Origin of the sequence: Pseudomonas sp. C9-3 (assembly GCF_032392015.1) — a bacterium.
GTDB classification, from domain to species: Bacteria; Pseudomonadota; Gammaproteobacteria; order Pseudomonadales; family Pseudomonadaceae; genus Pseudomonas; species Pseudomonas nitroreducens.
Window position 1 is genome coordinate 6,009,933 of the sequence record NZ_CP135919.1, and the last position, 20,741, is coordinate 6,030,673.

19 protein-coding genes are annotated in these 20,741 nt (G+C 62.6%); 3 read left to right on the plus strand and 16 right to left on the minus strand.

The annotated features are described in order from the left end of the window. Window positions 1-3: 3 nt before the first annotated feature. Window positions 4-2,259, minus strand: coding sequence for a methyltransferase domain-containing protein (locus RS899_RS27525; RefSeq protein ID WP_315808535.1), 2,256 nt, complete (start codon window positions 2,257-2,259; stop codon window positions 4-6). Between the two features lie 789 nt (window positions 2,260-3,048). On the opposite strand from RS899_RS27525, the gene RS899_RS27530 reads away from it, so the two are divergent. Both RS899_RS27530 and RS899_RS27535 read left to right on the plus strand, forming a co-directional pair. Then, window positions 3,049-4,221: a glycosyltransferase family 4 protein gene (locus RS899_RS27530; RefSeq protein ID WP_233297160.1), complete on the plus strand. Its 1,173-nt coding sequence runs from the start codon at window positions 3,049-3,051 to the stop codon at window positions 4,219-4,221. Between the two features lie 175 nt (window positions 4,222-4,396). Next, complete coding sequence (locus RS899_RS27535) at window positions 4,397-5,833, plus strand: mannose-1-phosphate guanylyltransferase/mannose-6-phosphate isomerase (RefSeq protein ID WP_315808536.1); 1,437 nt, start codon at window positions 4,397-4,399, stop codon at window positions 5,831-5,833. A gap of 111 nt (window positions 5,834-5,944) precedes the next feature. Here RS899_RS27535 and RS899_RS27540 read toward each other — a convergent pair whose 3' ends face one another. The 11 genes from RS899_RS27540 to RS899_RS27590 all read right to left on the minus strand — a co-directional run bounded on the left by RS899_RS27540 (window position 5,945) and on the right by RS899_RS27590 (window position 15,905). Continuing rightward, window positions 5,945-6,151 carry a DUF1127 domain-containing protein gene (locus tag RS899_RS27540; RefSeq protein ID WP_138213368.1) on the minus strand — a complete coding sequence of 69 codons (207 nt, stop codon included), beginning with the start codon at window positions 6,149-6,151 and terminating at the stop codon, window positions 5,945-5,947. 31 nt (window positions 6,152-6,182) lie between these two features. Beyond that, the gene (locus RS899_RS27545) at window positions 6,183-6,479 is read right to left on the minus strand and encodes a hypothetical protein (RefSeq protein ID WP_315808537.1); all 297 of its coding nucleotides are present in this window, start codon (window positions 6,477-6,479) and stop codon (window positions 6,183-6,185) included. 28 nt (window positions 6,480-6,507) lie between these two features. Further along, the gene (locus tag RS899_RS27550; RefSeq protein WP_315808538.1) at window positions 6,508-8,004 is read right to left on the minus strand and encodes an acetyl-CoA hydrolase/transferase family protein; all 1,497 of its coding nucleotides are present in this window, start codon (window positions 8,002-8,004) and stop codon (window positions 6,508-6,510) included. Between the two features lie 186 nt (window positions 8,005-8,190). Beyond that, a complete protein-coding gene (locus RS899_RS27555) occupies window positions 8,191-9,627 on the minus strand; it encodes an NAD(P)(+) transhydrogenase (Re/Si-specific) subunit beta (protein ID WP_315808539.1) in 1,437 nt (478 codons plus the stop codon). Between the two features lies 1 nt (window position 9,628). Next, window positions 9,629-9,943 carry an NAD(P) transhydrogenase subunit alpha gene (locus RS899_RS27560; RefSeq protein WP_015474896.1) on the minus strand — a complete coding sequence of 105 codons (315 nt, stop codon included), beginning with the start codon at window positions 9,941-9,943 and terminating at the stop codon, window positions 9,629-9,631. A 65-nt stretch (window positions 9,944-10,008) separates the two neighbouring features. After that, window positions 10,009-11,127, minus strand: coding sequence for a Re/Si-specific NAD(P)(+) transhydrogenase subunit alpha (locus tag RS899_RS27565; protein WP_054907497.1), 1,119 nt, complete (start codon window positions 11,125-11,127; stop codon window positions 10,009-10,011). 616 nt (window positions 11,128-11,743) lie between these two features. Beyond that, on the minus strand, window positions 11,744-12,379 hold the full coding sequence (locus tag RS899_RS27570; RefSeq protein ID WP_054907496.1) for an SCO family protein: 636 nt from the start codon (window positions 12,377-12,379) through the stop codon (window positions 11,744-11,746). Window positions 12,380-12,496: 117 nt separating this feature from the next. Continuing rightward, the gene (cyoE, locus tag RS899_RS27575) at window positions 12,497-13,399 is read right to left on the minus strand and encodes a heme o synthase (protein ID WP_054907495.1); all 903 of its coding nucleotides are present in this window, start codon (window positions 13,397-13,399) and stop codon (window positions 12,497-12,499) included. 75 nt (window positions 13,400-13,474) lie between these two features. After that, window positions 13,475-14,548 (minus strand): COX15/CtaA family protein, encoded by a 1,074-nt coding sequence (locus RS899_RS27580; protein ID WP_315808540.1) that lies wholly within the window; start codon window positions 14,546-14,548, stop codon window positions 13,475-13,477. Window positions 14,549-14,599: 51 nt separating this feature from the next. Continuing rightward, complete coding sequence (locus RS899_RS27585; protein WP_233296923.1) at window positions 14,600-15,163, minus strand: hypothetical protein; 564 nt, start codon at window positions 15,161-15,163, stop codon at window positions 14,600-14,602. Further along, window positions 15,141-15,905 (minus strand): SURF1 family protein, encoded by a 765-nt coding sequence (locus RS899_RS27590; protein WP_233296924.1) that lies wholly within the window; start codon window positions 15,903-15,905, stop codon window positions 15,141-15,143. Before RS899_RS27590 ends, RS899_RS27585 begins: the two co-directional genes overlap by 23 nt. Window positions 15,906-15,949: 44 nt before the next feature. Here RS899_RS27590 and RS899_RS27595 point away from each other — a divergent pair, with 44 nt between their 5' ends. Further along, window positions 15,950-16,159 carry a twin transmembrane helix small protein gene (locus RS899_RS27595; protein WP_054910651.1) on the plus strand — a complete coding sequence of 70 codons (210 nt, stop codon included), beginning with the start codon at window positions 15,950-15,952 and terminating at the stop codon, window positions 16,157-16,159. Window positions 16,160-16,199: 40 nt separating this feature from the next. Here the strand turns inward: RS899_RS27595 and RS899_RS27600 are convergent, their stop codons facing one another. The 4 genes from RS899_RS27600 to coxB form a co-directional block, all read right to left on the minus strand. After that, window positions 16,200-17,087 carry a cytochrome c oxidase subunit 3 gene (locus RS899_RS27600; RefSeq protein WP_054910650.1) on the minus strand — a complete coding sequence of 296 codons (888 nt, stop codon included), beginning with the start codon at window positions 17,085-17,087 and terminating at the stop codon, window positions 16,200-16,202. 22 nt (window positions 17,088-17,109) lie between these two features. Then, the gene (locus tag RS899_RS27605) at window positions 17,110-17,667 is read right to left on the minus strand and encodes a cytochrome c oxidase assembly protein (RefSeq protein WP_054910649.1); all 558 of its coding nucleotides are present in this window, start codon (window positions 17,665-17,667) and stop codon (window positions 17,110-17,112) included. 110 nt (window positions 17,668-17,777) lie between these two features. Then, entirely contained in the window at window positions 17,778-19,373 is a 1,596-nt protein-coding gene (gene ctaD, locus RS899_RS27610) for a cytochrome c oxidase subunit I (RefSeq protein WP_065348218.1), read from the minus strand. Window positions 19,374-19,383: 10 nt separating this feature from the next. After that, a complete protein-coding gene (gene coxB, locus RS899_RS27615) occupies window positions 19,384-20,508 on the minus strand; it encodes a cytochrome c oxidase subunit II (RefSeq protein ID WP_082450863.1) in 1,125 nt (374 codons plus the stop codon). Window positions 20,509-20,741 lie beyond the last annotated feature (233 nt).

A 20,741-nucleotide genomic window follows, 5' to 3' on the forward strand; every position in this document is an offset into this window, starting at 1 on the left:
CGCTCAAGGCTTGCGTGCAATGATGATCTGACTCTTCGCCAGCGACTCATCGAGCAGGTGTTTGATGCCCTCGCCTTCAGGGGTGTCCAATAGTTTCATCCAAAGCTGTGCCCAGTCCACCAGGGCGGTGGGGTAGGGCGGACGTAGCTTGTCCAGAGTGGCACCGTCGAACGGTTGCTCGCTGTAGCGCTGGTAGGCCCAGAACAGGTACATCCAGATCACCCAGTAGAAGCCGACATACTGGCGCTGCTCGATGATCAGCCCGGACTGTTCCACCAGTTGGGCGAAGTCCTCGCGGGAGAAGATCCTCACATGGTTGGGCGACTGGTAGTGCTCGGGTGCCGCCAGGTCCTTCTGCAGGTGCTCGCCCTTCGCGTCAGGGACGCTCAACAGGTAGAGCGCGCCGGGGCGACCGATCCGCACCAGTTCGGCCATGATCTGCTCAGGATCGTCGACGTGTTCCAGCATTTCCATGGCGACGACCCGGGTGGCGACACCTTCCTCCAGGGGAAGCGGGTTGGTGTCGCTGACCAGGCCGAAGCAACGCTGGTTTTGCGTGTCGGCGATGCGTCGAGAGGCTTCGTCGACTTTTTCTTGCTCAACATCCGAGAAGTAGACGGTCGCGCCCTGCTTGGCGCAGAACAGGCTGGCGCCGCCGGAGCCGCAGCCGACATCGACGACAGTGTCCTCACTGCCCACTGCAAAGCCGGGCACAAGCTCCCCGGACTCGCTGTTGAACCAGCCGCTAATTACGGCGTCGTGCAGCCCGCAGCGGTTAGGCAAGTCATCCGGCAGCTTGGTGATCGCTACCGGTAGAGTCTGGGTAACCCTCGGTTCGCGCAGGCCGAAGAACTCGCCGAGTTTCTCGATGGCCACCCAATGGGAAGCGTGGTCGCGCAAGCGTTCAACCGATGCCTGGCTCATGGACAGATAGCGATCAGGCTCGCGTGTCGCCACACGGTAGCTTTCCACGTAGGCATCGCGCAGAGACTGCCAACTGATGCGGTGACGATGGGATCGCGTCAGCATCCTTGGATCGTGCGGCCAGCAGCAGGGCTCTTCCGCCGAGTCGACGATGAAGGCGACGTCCTCGTCGATATAGTCCTCCATGGCGGTGTGGCGGGGGGCGATGGCCGGCTTGCCGCAGGCCATGAACTCCATCAGCGGCAGGCACTGGCCTTCGCCCAGCGAGCTGTTGATGGTGTAGGTCGAGGATGCGATCAGCTGCTCATAGGACTCATCGTCGAGGTAGCCGTGAATGCCGATCACCCGGCACTGGAACGGCGGGCAGCGCCGCAGGACGTCGCTGAGCAGCGAGAACGCCCAGTCACTGTTCAGATAGGTGAACTTGAAGACGAGTGTGGCATCGGGCGTGTTGGCGAAGGCCTCACAGAACGCTGTGACCATGTCGTGCCAGTTCTTGCGACCGTCGCAAGGGTTCAGGACGGTGGTGTAGATGATGCCGTCCAGAGTCAGGCTGTGCAGCGGCACGGCTTCGGCTGACTTGACGTTGCGTGCATGGGCGCGCTGCTGGCGCCACCAATTGGCTCGACGCATGGTGCCGGATAGCAGGCTCGCTACCCTGCCCGGGAGCAGGTCGCGGATCGCGTCGCGATACCATTCCAAGGTAAAGCGCTTGGTCGAATCCAACCGATAGCGAAGTGTCTTGTGGAAAAGGGCCGGAGCCGGCTGTTCGCTGGGCTCCGTGCGCAAAGGCATCTGTGCGCTGTCCAGTACGCTCCCCTGTACCCGGAGTGTAACGGGCCCCTTACCCAAGGTTGTCGGGTACTTTTGGCGCAGACCTTCGAAGCGGTCCCATACCGGCGAGGGAACGGACAATGCCGGGAAATCCTCACCCATGGCACGGCGGATGGTCGCAACAGTATGCCTGGAATGGGTGATCGCCCTTCCCAGGGTGGCCAGCACGTGGGTCCAGTCGTTGTTCGGATCGCCGTCCCAGACCTCGTCCGGTAGCGTGTCGAACTCCCAAGCGAACACCGGAATGGTGGGGCAGCGCAGGGTGGTCAGGGTCTTGTTGGGGGGGGAGAAGGAGAGAAAGACGCAGTCCTCGCCACTGGCGAGGCAGCTGTCGTAGATCGCGTCGACCTCGGTCTCTGGCGATTTGACGACCTGCACCCGGCCGAGCTTCTCGAGCATCGGGCGAAATTCCTTCAGGACGAAATAGTAGCTGTATTCGGGAAGGCCGAGGCTGCTCTCGATACTGCTGGAGTCGGTCGCAGAGTAGATCAGGAAAAGCATCTAAGACGGTCCTGCTTATTATTTGTTATTAGGCACTTACCGAAGGGTATTCGGTATTCCATCTGAATGACTGGTCGGTCACTGTACCGGCCCAAGCTATTTCGCCATCTTCCGCTAGAAAATAGCTTTTTTCTGAGATAGTTTTTACCTGATCCAAACGCACCGCCGCAAAGAAAATTTGCAGAGGACGGTACATAACAATATTCGTGGACACGGATCCGCGAGCTCAGGAGGTAGTCATGACGGCTCATGCCGCCATGCCTTGTGCATGCCAATCATCTTGTTCCTTTCGTGCTTCGGGGAACAGCCGTCGCCTTGAAGGTAACGCTGCTCACGCTGCCTATCTCCGCAATCCGCCTGCGGTGACCTGGTCGCACCGAAAGTCTGAGAAACCCGATTTGACGGAGGACTGGTGGCGAAGTGATGGCGTTGCTGTGGCCTGTCTCCGATGAACATGCCCGCCATGTCGTTACCAGTCGACGCTTGCCTCGTTGGCGCTGGAGCGTCCCGCTGGAAGGTGCCTCGTGGTGCAAATTTTAGTGTCAGGAAGTTTGCCTGGGTATCTGGAATAAGATATGTCGGGAGTTATGCTGCTGAAATTTAATAGTGTCCTTGTCGTATGTATTTCGGTGCGTCTAGCCATATAGGGTCGACGGCCAGCTAGCATGTAGGGCTTATAATAATATGAGTGCTCAGGATGCGGAGAAAGTTGCTATAGGGAAGTTGCCTGCTCCAGGGGGGAGGCAAACTTCTAAAGCTATCGCTGCCATGGAGAACATACCTGCCAGACTGAAGGTTCTGCACTTCTTCAAGGTATATCTGCCCGAGTCGGTCGGCGGTGTGGAGCAGGTCATCTATCAGCTGTGCGAAAGTAGCGGGCGGTTTGGTGTCGAGGGCGAGGTGCTGGCCTTGTCCTCAAGTACCGTCGAGCAGCCGCAGCGCGTGGGCGGGCACCTTGTACACCAGGTGCGTCGCAATTTCAGTCTCGCCTCCACGGGAGTGTCCTGGCAGGCCATCGGCAAGCTGCGTGAGCTCGCTGAGCAGGCCGATGTGATCCACTATCACTTTCCCTGGCCGTTCATGGATGTGGCGCATTATCTCGCCGGTATTCGCAAGCCGAATGTCGTTACCTATCATTCGGACATCATTCGGCAAAAGCATCTGTTGCGTATATATCGTCCGCTCATGCGCCGCTTCCTGGGGCAGACGGATCGGATAATTGTCACCTCGCCGAATTACTTTGCTACAAGCACGATACTTGGCGAGTTCAAGGATAAGGTTACGGTGATCCCGATCGGGCTGGATCGGGCTTCGTATCCGGCGGCGAACAAGGAAACGCTGAGCCGTTGGACAGAACGACTGGGCGACGAACGCTTCTTCCTCTTCATAGGGGTTATGCGGTATTACAAAGGTCTGCATATTCTTCTGAACGCATTGCAAGGTACATCGCTGAAAGTCGTGATCGTTGGTGCCGGACCGTTGGAGCGGGAGTTGCGCCGACAGGCGGAAGCCTTGTGTGTCGATCAGAACCTGGTGTTCCTCGGCCGCGTGGAAGAAGACGACAAGATCGCGCTGCTCGAACTCTGTTACGGCGTCGTTTTTCCCTCCCACCTTCGCTCCGAAGCCTTCGGTATTTCCCTGCTCGAGGGGGCTATGTTCGGCAAGCCGCTGATCTCCAGCGAAATTGGCACCGGCACCAGCTACATCAATATCCATGGCGAAACCGGTCTGGTCGTTCCCCCCAACGATCCCGAGGCCTTTCGTTCGGCCATGCAGCGCCTCTGGGATGACCCGGCGCTTGCAGCGCAAATGGGCTCGAGGGCTGTCGAGCGTTTCCAGCAACTGTTCACCGCCGAAAGCATGGCCCACCGCCATTCCGAACTGTACCGGGAAGTCCTGGCGGAGCATCTGTGGGGGGACAACAGCCAACTCGCCGTCGAGAATGCGGAGCGCTTCATCTAGGGCGGCGGCCCGAACTGCCATTCTCCTCCCATTCGAGGGGCCTGGTCCCCGATCTGCAGTAGTGGTCCATCCAAGAACATCGTTCAGTAGCGCATCCTGATCCGGGCGGGCGTCGTGCCTCGTGCCCCACAGGGATGCAGAAGTGACGGCCCCAGGGGCCGTCAAGGAGTTGAACATGCTGATTCCCGTCATTCTTTCGGGCGGAGCCGGAACCCGTCTCTGGCCGGTTTCCCGTGAAGGGCAACCCAAGCCCTTCATGACCCTTCCCGATGGACAGTCTCTGCTGCACAAGACCTACAGCCGGGCGGCCAGCCTGCTGGGCAATGGTGGAGAGATCGTCACGGTCACCAACCGCGACTACTACTTCCAGAGCAAGGACCATTACCAGGCCGCGCGATTGGCGCAGTGCGGGCATTTCATTCTGGAACCTTCCGGTCGCAATACGGCGCCGGCAATCGCCCTGGCGGCACTTGCCCTGCGTGCCCGCCACGGCGATGAGGCAGTGATGGTGGTGATGCCGGCAGACCATCTGATCCGTGACCTGGAAGCTTTCGAAAGAGCAGTCGGGCACGCGGCATCCCTGGCGGAAACGGGTCACCTGGTGACTTTCGGTGTGGTTCCCACGACGCCCGAAACCGGGTTTGGCTACATCGAGGTCGGCGACGAACTGGACGACCGTGGTGGCGCGCTGGTCCGGCGTTTCGTGGAGAAGCCCGACCTGGATACCGCTACGCACTTCCTGCAGAGCGGGAGCTTCCTGTGGAATTCCGGCATGTTCTGTTTTTCGGTGGGAACGTTGCTCGGCGAACTGGAGCAGCACGCTCCGGAGCTTCTGGCGGGGGCAATTGCCTGCTTCGAGGCGAGTCCGGTCAGCGAAGCTGGCGCCACGCTCCAGCAGGAACTGAACAGGGAGTACTTCGGCGGGTTGCCTGACATTTCCCTCGACTATGCCTTGATGGAGCACTCCAAGCGAGTTGCTGTCATCCCGGCACACTTCGACTGGAGCGATATAGGCTCATGGAGCGCGATGAGTTCACTGGTTGCGCCGGACAGTCAGAATAACCGGGCAGCCGGCCACGCCATTTTCGTCGACACCCAGGGTACCTATGTGCAAAGCGAGGGGCGCCTAGTAGCGACTGTCGGTGTCTCCGACCTGATAGTCATCGATACCGCCGATGCCATCCTGGTTGCTCACGCCGACCGCGCGCAGGACGTGCGCAAAGTGGTGAAGCAATTGAAGGACAGCGAGCACGAAGCGTACAGATTGCACCGCACCGTCGCCCGGCCATGGGGCACCTATACGGTCCTGGAGGAAGGTGCACGCTTCAAGATCAAGCGGATCGTGGTCAAGCCGGGAGCTTCGCTGTCGCTGCAGATGCACCACCATCGCAGCGAGCACTGGGTAGTGGTATGCGGGATGGCCAAGGTCACCAATGGCGAGTCAGTGCGTCTGGTGAATAGCAACGAGTCGACCTACATCCCTGCTGGCCATCGGCACCGTCTGGAGAATCCGGGTGTGATCGATCTGGTGATGATTGAGGTACAAAGCGGTGAGTACCTAGGGGAGGACGACATCGTGCGTTTCGAGGATATCTACGGGCGTACCCAGTAAGTTCTTTTCCCACAAAAGCAAAAGGCCGCTCAGAGCGGCCTTTTTGCTTTCTTTCCAGTACAGTTTATCTGTGCTGGAAAATGCCTTCGACTGTTACGTCGAGAGGACTTCTTAGCGCCAGAACGGCTTGTTCAGTTCGGCGTAACGCTGGGCTTCGCTGATGCCGGCGTCGGCCAGCAGGCGGGAGTCCAGGCGGGCCAGCTGGCGGCGGCTTTCCATGCGGCGCTGCCACAGGCGAACGGTGCCGACGAAGCCGCGATGGGCGCTGGAGGTGCTACGGGTGGTGCTCAGAGCTGCGGAACCGAGGGTACGTTCCATGGTGGTCATCCTTCTCGCTTGTGGCGAGTAGTCAGTTGCTGAATGGATTGAGCATATGATCTGACTTTTCAGTCGGAGATGACAGGTACAGTTGTGCTGTATTGCAGTTGGTCAGCCGATTGTGATTTCGAACTGTAATGGTCTTTTTCGAGGCGAACTGTACCGTTGCGCTCCATTCTGGTGCGCAATCGGTGGGCGTCTGTGGCTTTTTGCGTGTGCCGGCCAGGTTGGCGGCGGGGAAACTGAACAGTTGGAGCGGGATAAAAATCTGTTCAGGAGTGTTTTTACGTGGTTTTTTTCCGGCTGTAAACCCTGGCGGGCCATTCATTGCTGAATGACCCGCCAGCGGCTCCGGATCAGCTCGCTGCCAGCATGTGGCCGCGTTCTTCCAGATTGATGTGCCACTCCAGGGCCTCGCGCAGGATGTGCGGAGTATGCCCGCCGCGCTCGCAGGCAGCGTCGAAGTAACTGTTCAGGGCATCGCGGTAGGACGGGTGCACACAGTTGTCGATGATCACCCGGGCGCGCTCGCGCGGTGCCAGGCCACGCAGGTCGGCCAGGCCTTCCTCGGTGACCAGGATGTCCACGTCGTGCTCGGTGTGATCGACGTGGCTGACCATCGGCACCACGCTGGAGATATTGCCGCCCTTGGCGATGGACTTGGTGACGAAGATGGCCAGGTGCGCGTTGCGAGCGAAGTCGCCCGAGCCGCCGATGCCATTCATCATCTTGGTGCCGCCCACGTGGGTGGAGTTCACGTTGCCGTAGATGTCGAATTCCAGCGCGGTGTTGATGCCGATGATGCCCAGGCGACGGACCACTTCGGGGTGGTTGGAGATTTCCTGCGGGCGCAGGACCAGCTTGTCCTTATAGCGCTCCAGATTGCCGAACACCTCGGCGTTGCGGCGCGCAGACAGGGTGATGGAGCTACCCGAGGCGAAGCGCAGCTTGCCCGCATCCATCAGGTCGAAGGTCGAGTCCTGCAGTACTTCGGAGTACATGGTCAGGTTCTCGAACGGCGACTGGATCAGGCCGCACATCACAGCGTTGGCGATGGTGCCGACGCCAGCCTGCAGCGGGCCGAGGCTGTTGCTCATGCGGCCGGCGTCCACTTCACGCTTGAAGAAGTCGATCAGGTGGTTGGCAATGGCTTGGGTTTCGCTGTCCGGCGGCAGCACGGTGGACGGGGAGTCCGGCTGGTCGTTGACGACGATGGCGACGATCTTTTCCGCCGGGATCGGGATGGCGGTGCTGCCGATGCGGTCGTCGACCTTTGTCAGCGGGATCGGCGTGCGGGTCGGGCGGTAGGTCGGGATATAGATGTCGTGCAGGCCTTCGAGGTTGCCGTTGTGCGCGACGTTGATCTCGACGATTACCTGCTTGGCGAAGATCGCGAAGCTGGCCGAGTTGCCCACCGAGGTGGTCGGCACGATGTGGCCTTCCTCGGTGATGGCGACGGCTTCGATGACGGCGATGTCCGGCAGCTTGAGCTGGTGGTTGCGCAGTTGCTCGACGGTTTCCGACAGGTGCTGGTCGATGAACATGACTTCGCCGGCGTTGATCGCCTTGCGCAGGGTGCTGTCGACCTGGAAGGGCATGCGGCGGGCCAGCACGCCGGCTTCGGTGAGTTGCTTGTCGAGGTCGTTGCCCAGGCTGGCGCCGGTCATCAGGCTGATGCGCAGCGGCTCCTGCTTGGCGCGCTCGGCGAGGGCCTTGGGCACGGCTTTGGCTTCGCCGGCGCGGGTGAAACCGCTCATGCCGACGGTCATGCCGTCCTTGATAAGGGCCGCGGCCTGGTCGGCAGTCATCACCTTGTCCAGCAGGGAGGACATACGCACGCGATCACGGAACATGGGAAAACCTCGGGCAGTAGGAAGTGCGAGGCCGCCAGTCTAGGGACTCGGCGATTTTTGGCTCTTATACCAAGGTCGAAAAATCGCCCGGCCGGGGCCTTCTTACTACCAATGTCCAGCGCTTTTCGTGTTGCCCGAAAGCAAGACACCGGCGCGAGGCCGGTGTCTTGTGGATCAGCGGTCGTCTTATTCGACGGCCTTGACCATGTCTTCGATGACTTTCTTGGCGTCGCCGAAGACCATCATGGTCTTGTCCAGGTAGAACAGTTCGTTGTCCAGGCCGGCGTAGCCGCTGGCCATCGAGCGCTTGTTGACGATCACGGTCTTGGCTTTGTAGGCCTCGAGGATCGGCATGCCGGCGATCGGCGACTTCGGATCGTTCTTCGCCGCCGGGTTCACCACGTCGTTGGCACCCAGTACCAGCACCACGTCGGTCTGGCCGAACTCGGAGTTGATGTCTTCCATCTCGAACACCTGCTCGTAAGGCACTTCGGCCTCGGCCAGCAGGACGTTCATGTGGCCCGGCATACGGCCGGCAACCGGGTGGATGGCGAACTTCACGTTGACGCCGCGATGGGTCAGCTTCTCGGCCAGCTCCATCAGCGCGTGCTGGGCACGGGCCACCGCCAGGCCGTAGCCGGGAACGATGATCACGCTGTCGGCGTTGGCCAGCAGGAACGAGGCATCGTCGGCCGAGCCGGATTTCACCGGGCGGGCTTCCTTGGCACCGGCCGGGCCGCCAGCGTCCGCTTCGGCGCCAAAGCCGCCGAGGATGACGTTGAAGAACGAGCGGTTCATCGCCTTGCACATGATGTAGGAGAGGATCGCGCCCGAGGAGCCCACCAGGGAGCCGGCGATGATCAGCATCGAGTTGTTCAGCGAGAAGCCGATACCTGCCGCGGCCCAGCCGGAGTAGGAGTTCAGCATCGACACCACGACCGGCATGTCCGCACCGCCGATCGGGATGATGATCAGCACGCCGAGGACGAAGGCCAGGGCCAGCATCACGACGAAGGCGGTCAGGTTGCCGGTGAACATGAACAGCAGGCCCAGGCCCAGGGTGGTCAGGCCCAGCACCAGGTTGAGCATGTGCTGGCCGGCGAACTGCACCGGGGCGCCCTGGAACAGGCGGAACTTGTATTTGCCCGACAGCTTGCCGAAGGCGATCACCGAACCGGAGAAGGTGATGGCGCCGATGGCGGCACCCAGGAACAGCTCCAGGCGGTTGCCGGTGGGAATGGTATCGCCCAGGTTCTGCACGATGCCCAGCGACTGCGGCTCGACCACGGCGGCGATGGCGATGAACACGGCGGCCAGGCCGATCATGCTGTGCATGAAGGCGACCAGTTCCGGCATCTTGGTCATTTCAACGCGCTTGGCCATGATCGAACCGGCGGTGCCGCCGGCCAGCAGGCCGACGATCACGTAGACGATGCCGGTGGTGGCGATTTCGCTGCTGATCTTGAACACCAGTGCGACGGTGGTCAGCGCGGCGATGGCCATGCCGATCATGCCGAACAGGTTGCCGCGGCGCGAGGTGGTCGGGTGCGACAGGCCTTTGAGGGCCTGGATGAAGCAGACCGAGGCGATGAGGTAGAGGAGGGTGACGAGGTTCATGCTCATGTCAGTGCTTCTCCGCCTTCGGCGCTTTCTTCTTGAACATTTCCAGCATGCGGCGGGTGACCAGGAAGCCACCGAACACATTCACGGCAGCCAGGGCCACGGCCAGGGTGCCCATGGCCTTGCCCAGCGGGGTGACGGTCAGGGCGGCGGCCAGCATGGCGCCGACGATCACGATTGCGGAAATGGCGTTGGTCACTGCCATCAGCGGGGTGTGCAGCGCAGGGGTGACGTTCCAGACCACGTGGTAGCCGACGTAGATCGCCAGCACGAAGATGATCAGGTTGTAGATGCCGTGGGAGATCAGCATGTCTTCCATAGTTTCTCACCGGTCTTGAGGCCGGGCTCGCGCCCGGCGTTCATATATAAGAAGGGCGTTGTGCGTCAGCCGTTCTTGCGCACGATCTGGCCGTCGCGGCACATCAGGCAGGCAGCGACGATGTCGTCTTCCATGTTCACCGTGAAGCCTTCGGCGGTCAGGGTGAGCTTGAGGAAGTCGAGCAGGTTGCGTGCGTAGAGTGCGGAGGCATCCGCCGGTACCAGCGCGGCCAGGTTGCTCAGGCCGACGATGGTCACGCCGTTCTTGACCACCACCTGGTCGGCTTCGGTCAGCGGGCAGTTGCCGCCTTGCGAGGCCGCGAGGTCGATGACTACCGAGCCTGGCTTCATTTCCGCGACGGTCGCTTCGTGCAGCAGGGTCGGTGCCTTGCGGCCCGGAATCAGTGCGGTGGTGATGACGATGTCCGACTGCTTGGCGCGTTCGTGCACGGCCTTGGCCTGGCGTTCCATCCACGAGGCGGGCATCGGGCGGGCGTAACCGCCGACGCCTTCGGCGCACTCGCGCTCTTCATCGGTCTCGTAGGGAACATCGACGAACTTGGCACCCAGGGACTCGATCTGCTCCTTCACCGCCGGACGAACGTCCGAGGCCTCGATCACCGCACCCAGGCGCTTGGCCGTGGCGATGGCCTGCAGGCCGGCAACGCCGGCGCCGAGGATCAGCACGCGGGCAGCCTTAACGGTGCCGGCGGCGGTCATCAGCATGGGCATGAAGCGCGGATAGTGGTGGGCGGCGAGCAACACGGCCTTGTAGCCGGCGATGTTGGCCTGGGAGGAGAGCACGTCCAGGCTCTGCGCGCGGGAAGTACGCGGCGCGGCTTCCAGGGCGAAGGCGGTGATACCGCGCTCGGCCATGCGGGCGATGTTCTCGTTGTTGAACGGATTGAGCATGCCGAGCAGCACGGCGCCGGATTTCATCTGCGCCAGCTCGCTTTCGCTGGGCGCGACAACCTTCAGCACCAGTTCCGCGCCGAGCGCATCGGCGGCAGTGCCGATCTTCGCGCCGACAGCTTCGTAGGCGGCATCCGGCTGGCTGGCGCTGACGCCCGCACCGCTCTGGATGACCACCTGATGGCCTTGCCCGATCAGTTTCTTGACCGTCTCCGGCGTTGCTGCGACCCGCGTCTCACCGGCTTGGGTCTCGAGGGGTACACCGATCTGCACTCGCAAATCTCCTGCGTGATCCTGGGATTGTCCGGGCTACTACGTTGGCGACCCGGGATATCGAACTGGCAACGGTCTTGTTGTTTTAGTGGCCGGGTTTTGTGACCCGGTGGCCGCGGCATTGTGCAATCGAACCTGGAGGGCATCAAGAAGTTCTGGAGTGGTACGAAGCGATAACTACAAGTCACGTTTGGACCCGTGGTTTCCCGGTCGCCACCGAGGCCGCGTGGACCCTGGCGTTTAGCCTAATTGCCTATTGTGACCGGACGGAAATGTCATCCTCGCCGTGAATGACCACCCATCAGAGGCTCCCCATGCGCACCGAAAGGCCCGGTAATCCTGCAACAGGCTCAGGCATAGGTGTTAATTAATGTTTCTAATATGGAGTATGAGTCATTCCTGATGCCTGACTTTCTGTAGCAGATTTTTTACATTGACTACGGGGTCAGGAAATCTACCCGGAAGCTTCAAGACCGCGCATTACACCGCGCCAGAGCCATGAGATGAGGTTTAGCAGAAAGTTTGCGTTTGTCTGGTATCGAGACGAATGACGCAGAAAAAACAACGGCCACCTGTATAGGGTGGCCGTTGGGGGTGAGACACGGTGTCGCGGGGCTCAGTTGGCGGCGCTGATCACGCTGGGGAGCTGGGCGACCAGCTTGTCGTTGTGCAGCGGGGCGCGGATGAAGCCGTGTTGGGTGCCGTCCGGGCCGATCAGCACCAGGTTGCCGCTGTGGTCGACGGTGTAGTTGGGCTTGCTGGTGTCGGCCGGGATGTAGGGAATGCTCATGGCATTCGCCAGTTTCTGCACGTTCTCTTCCGAGCCGGTGATGCCCTTGAAGCCGGCATTGAAGAAGCCGAGGTATTCCTTGATGCGCGGCGCGGTATCGCGGTGCGGGTCGACGCTGACGAACACCACCTGCAGGTTCTTCGCCACTTCCGGCGGCAGCTTGGTCTGCAGCTCGCGCAGTTGCGCCAGGGTAGTGGGGCAGACGTCCGGGCAGAAGGTGTAGCCGAAGAACAGCAGGGACCACTTGTCCTTCAGGCTGGCGGTCTGGAACGGCTGGCTGTCCTGGTCGGTGAAGGTCAGGTCGGGGACGCTGCGGGTTTGCGGCAGGATCACGATGCCGGCGTCGAGCAGCACGGTCGGGTCGAGTTGGTGGCGCTGGTTGAGCACCTTCTGGACAGTGAGGCCGAGGATCACGGCGACGATGGCGACGAGGATGAAGACGGTCTTGTTGACTCGGGTCATGGGGTACTCGTGGGTCGGGACGTCTGGAATGAAGCAGAGAGGTTCGCGAGCAAGCTCGCTCCTACAGGAAAGCACCTTGCAGGAGCGAGGGGACGCCTGTTTATTGCTCGCGAACCCTCAGTAGTTCAGGTGCAGCGGCAGGTAATGGTCCACCAGCAGCGCGATGAACAGCAGGAACAGGTAGGCGATAGAGTACTTGAAGGTCTTGATCGCTGCATGGGGTCGGCTGCCGCAGTAGAGCGCCCAGGCCCAGTCGAGGAAGCGCGCGCCCAGGGCCAGCGCGGCGAACAGGTAGACCAGCCCGGCCATGTGGATGGCGAAGGGCATCAGCGTCACCGCGAACAGCACCAGGGTGTAGAGCAGGATGTGCAGCTTGGTGTAGTGCTCGCCATGGGTCACCGGCAGCATCGGGATGTCGGCCTTGGCGTACTCGTCCTTGCGGTGCAGGCACAGCGCCCAGAAGTGCGGCGGGGTCCAGGCGAAGATGATCAGCACCAGCAGCAGCGGTTCGGCCGAGACCTGCCCGGTTACCGCGACCCAGCCCAGCAGCGGCGGTGCGGCGCCGGCGAGGCCGCCGATGACGATGTTCTGCGGCGTGGCGCGCTTGAGAAAACCGGTGTAGAGCGCCGCGTAGCCCAGCAGCGAAGCCAGCGTCAGCCAGGCGGTCAGGGCATTGGTGAACACCAGCAGCACGGCCATCCCGGCCACCGACAGCAGCATGGCAAAGCCCAGGGCGATGGGTGGCGAGACGCGCCCTTCGGCCAGCGGGCGCTTGTGGGTGCGCGCCATGATCGAGTCGATGCGCCTGTCCACCACGTGGTTCACCGCCGCCGCGCCGCCGGCGCACAGGCCGATGCCGAGGTTGCCGAAGACCAGCACCTGCCAGGGCACGCCGGCCTTGGTGGCGAGCAGCATGCCGATCAGCGAGGTGATCAGCATGAGCAGCACGACCTTGGGTTTGGTCAGTTCGAGCAGGTCGCGCCAGCTGGCTTGGCTGGAAGTGCTGATGACGCTGGCCATGGGCATTTCTCCATCGGGTGAATGGGGGCCGGCGCGCCTTGGCGCCGGCCGGCCGTCGTGCTCAACCGTGCAATCTCATCCCTGCGAGGGATAGGCCACCGGGCGCTCCAGGGCGTCCAGGGCGTTCGGGCCGCCGGCGGGCAGCTCGACGCGTTTCGTTGCGGGCGCGCGCACCCGGTAGTTCACCAGCACCAGCATCAGCAGCAGGAAGGCGCCGCCGCCGTTGTGCGCCACTGCGACGGGCAGCGGCAGGTGCAGCAGGACGTTGCTGATGCCCAGGCCGATCTGGAACGACAGCCCCAGCAGCATCAGCGCGGTAATGCCGATCAGGCCGTGGCGCTGGAGGTTCCAGGCCAGCAGCAGGATCACTGCGGTCACGCACAGCGCGCCCATGCGGTGGGTCATGTGGATGGCCGTGCGGGCGTCGCTGTCGAGCTGGCCGCCCAGGTAGTTGGGGCCGATGTGCTGGGTGAGGTGGAAGCCATTGGCGAAGTCCATGTTCGGCCACCACTCGCCGTGGCACATCGGCAGGTCGATACAAGCCACCGCGGCATAGTTGCTGCTGACCCAGCCACCGAGGGCGATCTGCCCGATCACCATCAGCAGGGCGAGGGCTGCCAGTGCACGCAACTTCGACGGCAGCTGCAGCGGAGCGAAGGCGCCGGACAGGCGGAGGCTGAGCAGGAACAGCAGCGACAGCGTGGTGAAGCCGCCGAGCAGGTGCGCGGTGACGACCTGCGGCCAGAGCTTGAGGGTGACCGTCCACATGCCGAATGCGGCCTGGGCGATCACCACGGCGAGCAGCAGCAGCGGCAGTCGCATCGGCTGGCCGTCGCGGCCCCGGCGTACCAGCGCGTGCACCGCCAGCCCGAGGATCAGCAGGCCGAGGCTGCCGGCGAAGTAGCGGTGGATCATCTCGTTCCAGCCCTTCTGCGCTTCTACCGGCGAGTCGGGGAAGTGCATTTCGGCATGAGCGAGTTGCGCCTCGTTCAGCGGCACGTGGACGAAGCCGTAGCAGCCGGGCCAGTCCGGGCAGCCGAGACCGGCGTGGGTCAGGCGGGTATAGGCGCCCAGCAGGATGACCACGAAGCCCAGCGCCGTGGCCAGCACGGCGAGGTAGAAGGCGGGTTTGCGTCTTGCCTGGATCATGCGTCGCTCCCGATCTTGTTGTTGTCTGGGGCTGGCGATGTCTCAACTGACTTAACCGATGTTGGACAGCTTCAGCAGCAACTGCAGGTCCTTGAGGATCGACTTGCCGTTGGCCTTGGCGTCGTAGCGCAGCACCAGGTTGCCGTGTGGGTCGACGATCCACAGCTGCGGCTGGGCGCCGGTGTGCTGGTTGGGCGCCAGGCCCAGGCGTTGCAGGCGCGGGTAGTCCTTGTCGAGCAGGCCGGTGAACTCGGCCGGCAGCGGCTTGGCAAAGGCCAGCGCGTGTTCGGCGCGGCTGGCTTCGCGGCCCAGGCCGATATTGATCTGGCGCGCCAGGTAGACCAGTTGCTGGCAGTCGCTGGTGCAGGTTTCCGGTGCGGTGACCAGCAGTTGCCACTGGTCGCTGGCCTTGTCGTCCTGCACGCCGAGATCGGCTGGGGTCTGCCCGGTGGCGATCAAGTCGCCGTGGTAGCTGCGGCCTTCCGGCACCCAGAACTGCAGCTTGTACATGGCGGTGGCGAGCAGCATCGGCCCCAGCACCATGCCGAGGATCAGCAGCAGTTGCACGCGCCCGCGGCGGCGGGCGGTGGAGTCAGGCAGAGTCATGGTGGTCATGGTCGGAAGTCTCCCGTGCGCGACGGATGCCGAGGTAGAGGTAGAGGGCGGAGAGCGCGATGGCCAGGGCGAACCACTGCACGGCGTAGCCGACGTGGCGCTCCGGGGGCATGGCGACGATCGGCCAGTCGGTGTCGAAGGCGGCGTCGCCCGGCTCCAGGCGAATTTCCATGGCCTGGCCCTCGCGGCCAAGCTGGTCCCAGAGGAAGGGCGCGTCGACCTGGGTGATCAGGCGCGGCCAACCGGCGACCGGAACGGTTGGCGTGGCGGGCGGCGGGACGTAGGTCCAGGCATCCAGCAGCAGGTCATGATTGGGCGTGTCGACCTTCGGTGGTACGCGGCGGTCGGGCCAGGGCACCCAACCACGGTTGACCAGCAGCCACTGGTGGCCGACGCGGTCGAAGAAGGGCTGCAGCACCTCGACTCCGGCCTGGCCGTTGCGGGTGCGGTTGTCGAGCAGGGCGGTGTGCTCGGCATCGAGCTGGCCTTGCAGGCGTACACGAACGTAGCTGCGCGGCGGTTGGCGCTCGAGCTCGGCGATGCTGATCGGGTCCTGCTGGCGTTGCACCTCGGCAGCGGCGAGGAGGGTGCGTTTTTCGGCGGCGCGGGAGAGTTGCCAGAAACCCAGGCCGATCAGCACCGGCAACAGCGCGAGGACCACCAGGGTCGGCGCGATGCCGGGCCGGAAGGCGCGCGTGGTACGGCCCTGACGGTGCTCGGTAGCGTGCTGGCTATACTGCAAGACATCCCCCTCAACCCCAGTCCCCTGCGGACAGGAGGCCGGTAGTGCTCAAAGCTGCGATCGTTCTGTTGTTGCTGGCGACCGTCGTCAGCCTGTTCAGTGGCCTGTTCTTCCTGGTCAGGGACGAGGGCCACGGTTCACGGGTGGTCAATGCGTTGACCGTCCGTGTCACCCTCACCGCCCTGACTCTCGCTCTTATCGCCTGGGGCTTCTTCAGCGGCCAACTCGGCAGCTCTGCGCCCTGGCATTTCTGATCTCAAAAAAGGCGCGGGCCTTGGCCCGCGCCATCGCGCCTCACAGCACGTAAACGAAGATGAACAGCCCGATCCACACCACGTCGACGAAGTGCCAGTACCAGCTGGCCGCTTCGAAACCGAAGTGTTTGTCGGCGTCGAAGTGCCCGCGGATGATGCGGATCAGCATGATGCTCAGCATGATCGCGCCGATGGTCACGTGGGCGCCGTGGAAGCCGGTGAGCATGAAGAAGGTCGCGCCGTAGATGCCCGAACCCAGGGTCAGGCCCAGTTCGCTGTAAGCCTCGTGGTACTCATACGCCTGCAGCACCAGGAAGCACGCGCCCAGCGCCACGGTCAGCGCCAGCCACATTTTCAGCGGGCCACGATGGTTCTTCTTCATTGCATGGTGAGCGAAGGTCACGGTGAAACTGGAGGTCACCAGCAGCAAGGTGTTGATCAGCGGCAGCTTCCACGGATCGATCACTTCCTTGGGCGGCGGGAAGAGTTTGTTGTCCGGGTTGCTCAGCTGCGGCCAGCCGGTCTCGAACTGCGGCCAGAGCATGTGCGAGATGCCGTGATGCCCTTCGCCGCCCAGCCACGGGTTGACGAAGTGGCGTACGTAGAACAGGGCGCCGAAGAAGGCGGCGAAGAACATCACCTCCGAGAAGATGAACCAGCTCATGCCCCAGCGGAACGAGCGATCCATCTGCGGGCTGTAGAGCCCGCCGCGGCTTTCCTTGATGACGTTGCCGAACCAGCCGAACAGCATGTACGCCAGGATCAGCCCGCCGGCGAAGAAGATCCACGGGCCGTGGGAATGCTCCTTGCCGGCGCTCATGTCGTTCATCCAGGTGCCGACGCCGAACAGCGTCACCAGCATGCCGACGGTGGCGATGATCGGCCACTTGCTCTGCGCGGGGACGTAATAGGGATCGTGGGTTGCCATTGTTCTTGTTCTCCTTTGCCCTTCAGCGCTCGTTACTGGCCACGGGTGGCTTGCGGGCAGTGATGTCGAACAGCGTGTAAGCAAGCGTCAGGTGACGCACATCCTTGGGCAGGTCGCGGTCGACGATGAAACGCACCGGCATTTCGATGCGCTCGCCCGGCTGCAGGACCTGCTGGGTGAAGCAGAAGCATTCGGTCTTGTGGAAGTAGGTGGCCGCCACCGACGGCGCGATGCTCGGGATCGCCTGGGCGGTCATCGGCTTGTCGGTGGGGTTGCGCGCCACGAACAGCATCTGGTTCACCGCGCCCGGGTGCACCACCAGCTGTTCCGACTCGGGGTGGAATTCCCAGACCATGTCGATGTTGTTGTTGGCGACGAACTGGATCTTCACCTCGCGCGACTGATCGACCACCTGGCCATCGCCCTGGTAGGCGGTGCCGGAGGTCTTGCCGTTGATGCCCAGCGCCTTGCACATCACGTCGTACAGCGGCACCAGGGCGAAGCCGAAGGCGAACATGGCGATCACGGCAATGACCAGCCGGGTCACCAGCTTGCGCGTTTCGATGTTGCCGTCGCTCATCTTGTTGTCCTCTTTTCGTAGGAGCGAGCTTGCTCGCGAACCACTTGAAGCCATGGCCTCCGGGGGGAGGCCGGTTCGCGAGCAGGCTCGCTCCTACAAGAGCCAGTTCGTCACTTCACCTCGGGCGGCGTGGTGAAGGTGTGGTACGGCGCGGGCGACGGAATCGTCCACTCCAGGCCTTCCGCGCCATCCCAGGGTTTGGCCGGCGCTGCCGGGCCGCCACGGATGCACTTGATGACGATGAACAGGAACAGCAGTTGCGTGGTGCCGAACATGAAGGCGCCGATGGACGAGACCATGTTGAAGTCGGCGAACTGCAGGTTGTAGTCCGGAATCCGCCGTGGCATGCCGGCCAGGCCGACGAAGTGCATCGGGAAGAACGCCATGTTCATGCCGATGAAGCTCATCCAGAAGTGCAGCTTGCCCAGGGTCTCGTCGTACATGTGGCCGGTCCATTTCGGCAGCCAGTAGTAGGCCGAGGCGAAGATGCCGAAGATCGCGCCGGGCACCAGCACGTAGTGGAAGTGCGCCACCACGAAGTAGGTGTCCTGGTACTGGAAGTCCGCCGGCGCGATGGCCAGCATCAGCCCGGAGAAGCCGCCGATGGTGAACAGGATGACGAAGGCCACGGCGAACAGCATCGGCGTCTCGAAGGTCAGCGAGCCCTGCCACATGGTCGACGCCCAGTTGAACACCTTCACCCCGGTGGGCACGGCGATCAGCATGGTCGCGTACATGAAGAACAGCTCGCCCACCAGCGGAATGCCGACCACGAACATGTGGTGCGCCCAGACGACGAAGGACAGGAAGGCGATCGACGCGGTGGCGTAGACCATCGAGGTGTAGCCGAACAGCGGCTTGCGGCTGAAGGCCGGGATGATCGAGCTGACGGCGCCGAACGCCGGCAGGATCATGATGTACACCTCGGGGTGGCCGAAGAACCAGAACACGTGCTGGAACAGCACCGGGTCGCCGCCGCCGGCCGCGCTGAAGAAGCTGGTGCCGAAGTGAATGTCCATCAGCATCATGGTCACGCAACCCGCCAGCACCGGCATGACCGCGATCAGCAGGAACGCGGTGATCAGCCAGGTCCAGACGAACAGCGGCATCTTCATCAGCGTCATGCCCGGTGCGCGCAGGTTGAGGATGGTGGCGATCACGTTGATCGCGCCCATGATCGAACTCATGCCCATCAGGTGGATGGCGAAGATGAAGAAGGTCACGCTGTGCGGCGCGAAGGTGGTGGAGAGCGGCGCGTAGAAGGTCCAGCCGAAGTTCGGGCCGCCGCCGGGCATGAACAGCGTGCTCACCAGCAGGCCGAAAGCCGCCGGCAGCAGCCAGAAGCTGAAGTTGTTCATCCGTGGCAGGGCCATGTCCGGCGCGCCGATCATCAGCGGCACCATCCAGTTGGCCAGGCCGACGAAGGCCGGCATCACCGCACCGAAGACCATCACCAGGCCGTGCATGGTGGTCATCTGGTTGAAGAACGCCGGCTCGACGATCTGCAGGCCCGGCTGGAACAGCTCGGCGCGGATCACCATGGCGAAGGAGCCGCCAAGCAGGAAGGCGCAGAAGCTGAACCACAGGTACAGCGTGCCGATGTCCTTGTGGTTGGTGGTCAGTACCCAGCGCATCAGGCCCTTGGCGGGGCCGTGGTGGTGGTCGCCGGCGTGAGAATGGTCGGGGTGATCGATCACTGTACTCATCGCGGCCTCCTTATTGTTGTTTCTGCTTGTAGGCGACCACGTCCTGCGGGGTCACCATGTCGCCGTCGTTGTTGCCCCAGCTGTTGCGCTCGAAGGTGATCACCGCGGCGATGTCGACTTCCGAGAGCTGCTTGCCGAAGGCCGCCATGGCCGTGCCCGGAACGCCGTTGAACACGGTTTCCAGGTGGTGCTCCTTGGGCCCGGTGACGATCTTCGAACCCTTGAGCGCCGGGAACATCGGCGGCATGCCCTGGCCTTCAGGCTGGTGACAGGCGGCGCAGATGGTGTGGTAGACCTTGTCGCCACGGGCGACCAGCTCTTCCTTCGTCCATTCCTTGCTGGTCAGCTCCTTGAGCTTGACCGCCTCTTCCTTGCGCTCGGCCAGCCACTTGTCGAAGTCGGGCTTGGACTTCACGTCGACGACGATGGGCATGAAACCGTGGTCCTTGCCGCACAGCTCGGCGCACTGGCCGCGGTAGACGCCGGGCTGGTCGACCTTGGTCCAGGCCTCGTTGACGAAGCCGGGAATGGCGTCGCGCTTGACCGCGAAGGCCGGCACCCACCAGGAGTGGATCACGTCGCTGGAGGTGACCAGGAAGCGCACCTTGACTCCGGCCGGCAGCACCAGCGGGTTGTCCACCTCAAGCAGGTAGTGCTCGTCCTTGTCGGCCTTGTTGTGGATCTGGTCCTGGGGCGTGGCGAGGTTGGAGAAGAACTCCACATCCTGGCCCAGGTACTTGTATTGCCACTTCCACTGGTAGCCGGTGACCTGCACGTCCAGCTCGGGCTCCGAGGTGTCGTACATGTGGATCAGCGTCTTGGTGGCCGGGACGGCCATCACCACCAGGATCAGGAAGGGAATGACGGTCCAGAGGATTTCCACCGTGGTGCTCTCGTGGAAATGCGCGGGCTGCTGCCCGGTGGACCGGCGGTGGACGATCATCGACCAGAACATCGCGCCAAAGACGACAATGCCGATGACGACGCAGATCCAGAAGATCGTCATGTGCAGATCGAAGACGTTACGACTGACTTCCGTCGCACCGGGGGCCATGTTGACCGTCCAGGCGGCGTTTGCCTGACTGAAAGCCAAGAGCAAAAGGAAGCCCATCCAGACTCGTGGATGTCGCAGCATTCGGGTTCCCCTTATCGTTGTTTTTATCCCGCCGGCATAGCGCCCTGGCTGCGAGCCCCATTGCAGAGGGGTCGAGCCTGAAACAAGCCAACGGCCAAGGGAGTGACCGCCAAGACAACTTACTTTGACGTCTTACCTCGGCAGCACGCAGGGCAGGCCGGGTCCATCAGGTTTTCGGTGTGTCGAAGCGGAGTATAGCCACGGGTTGCGACATAACAACGCAGAGTAAAAAC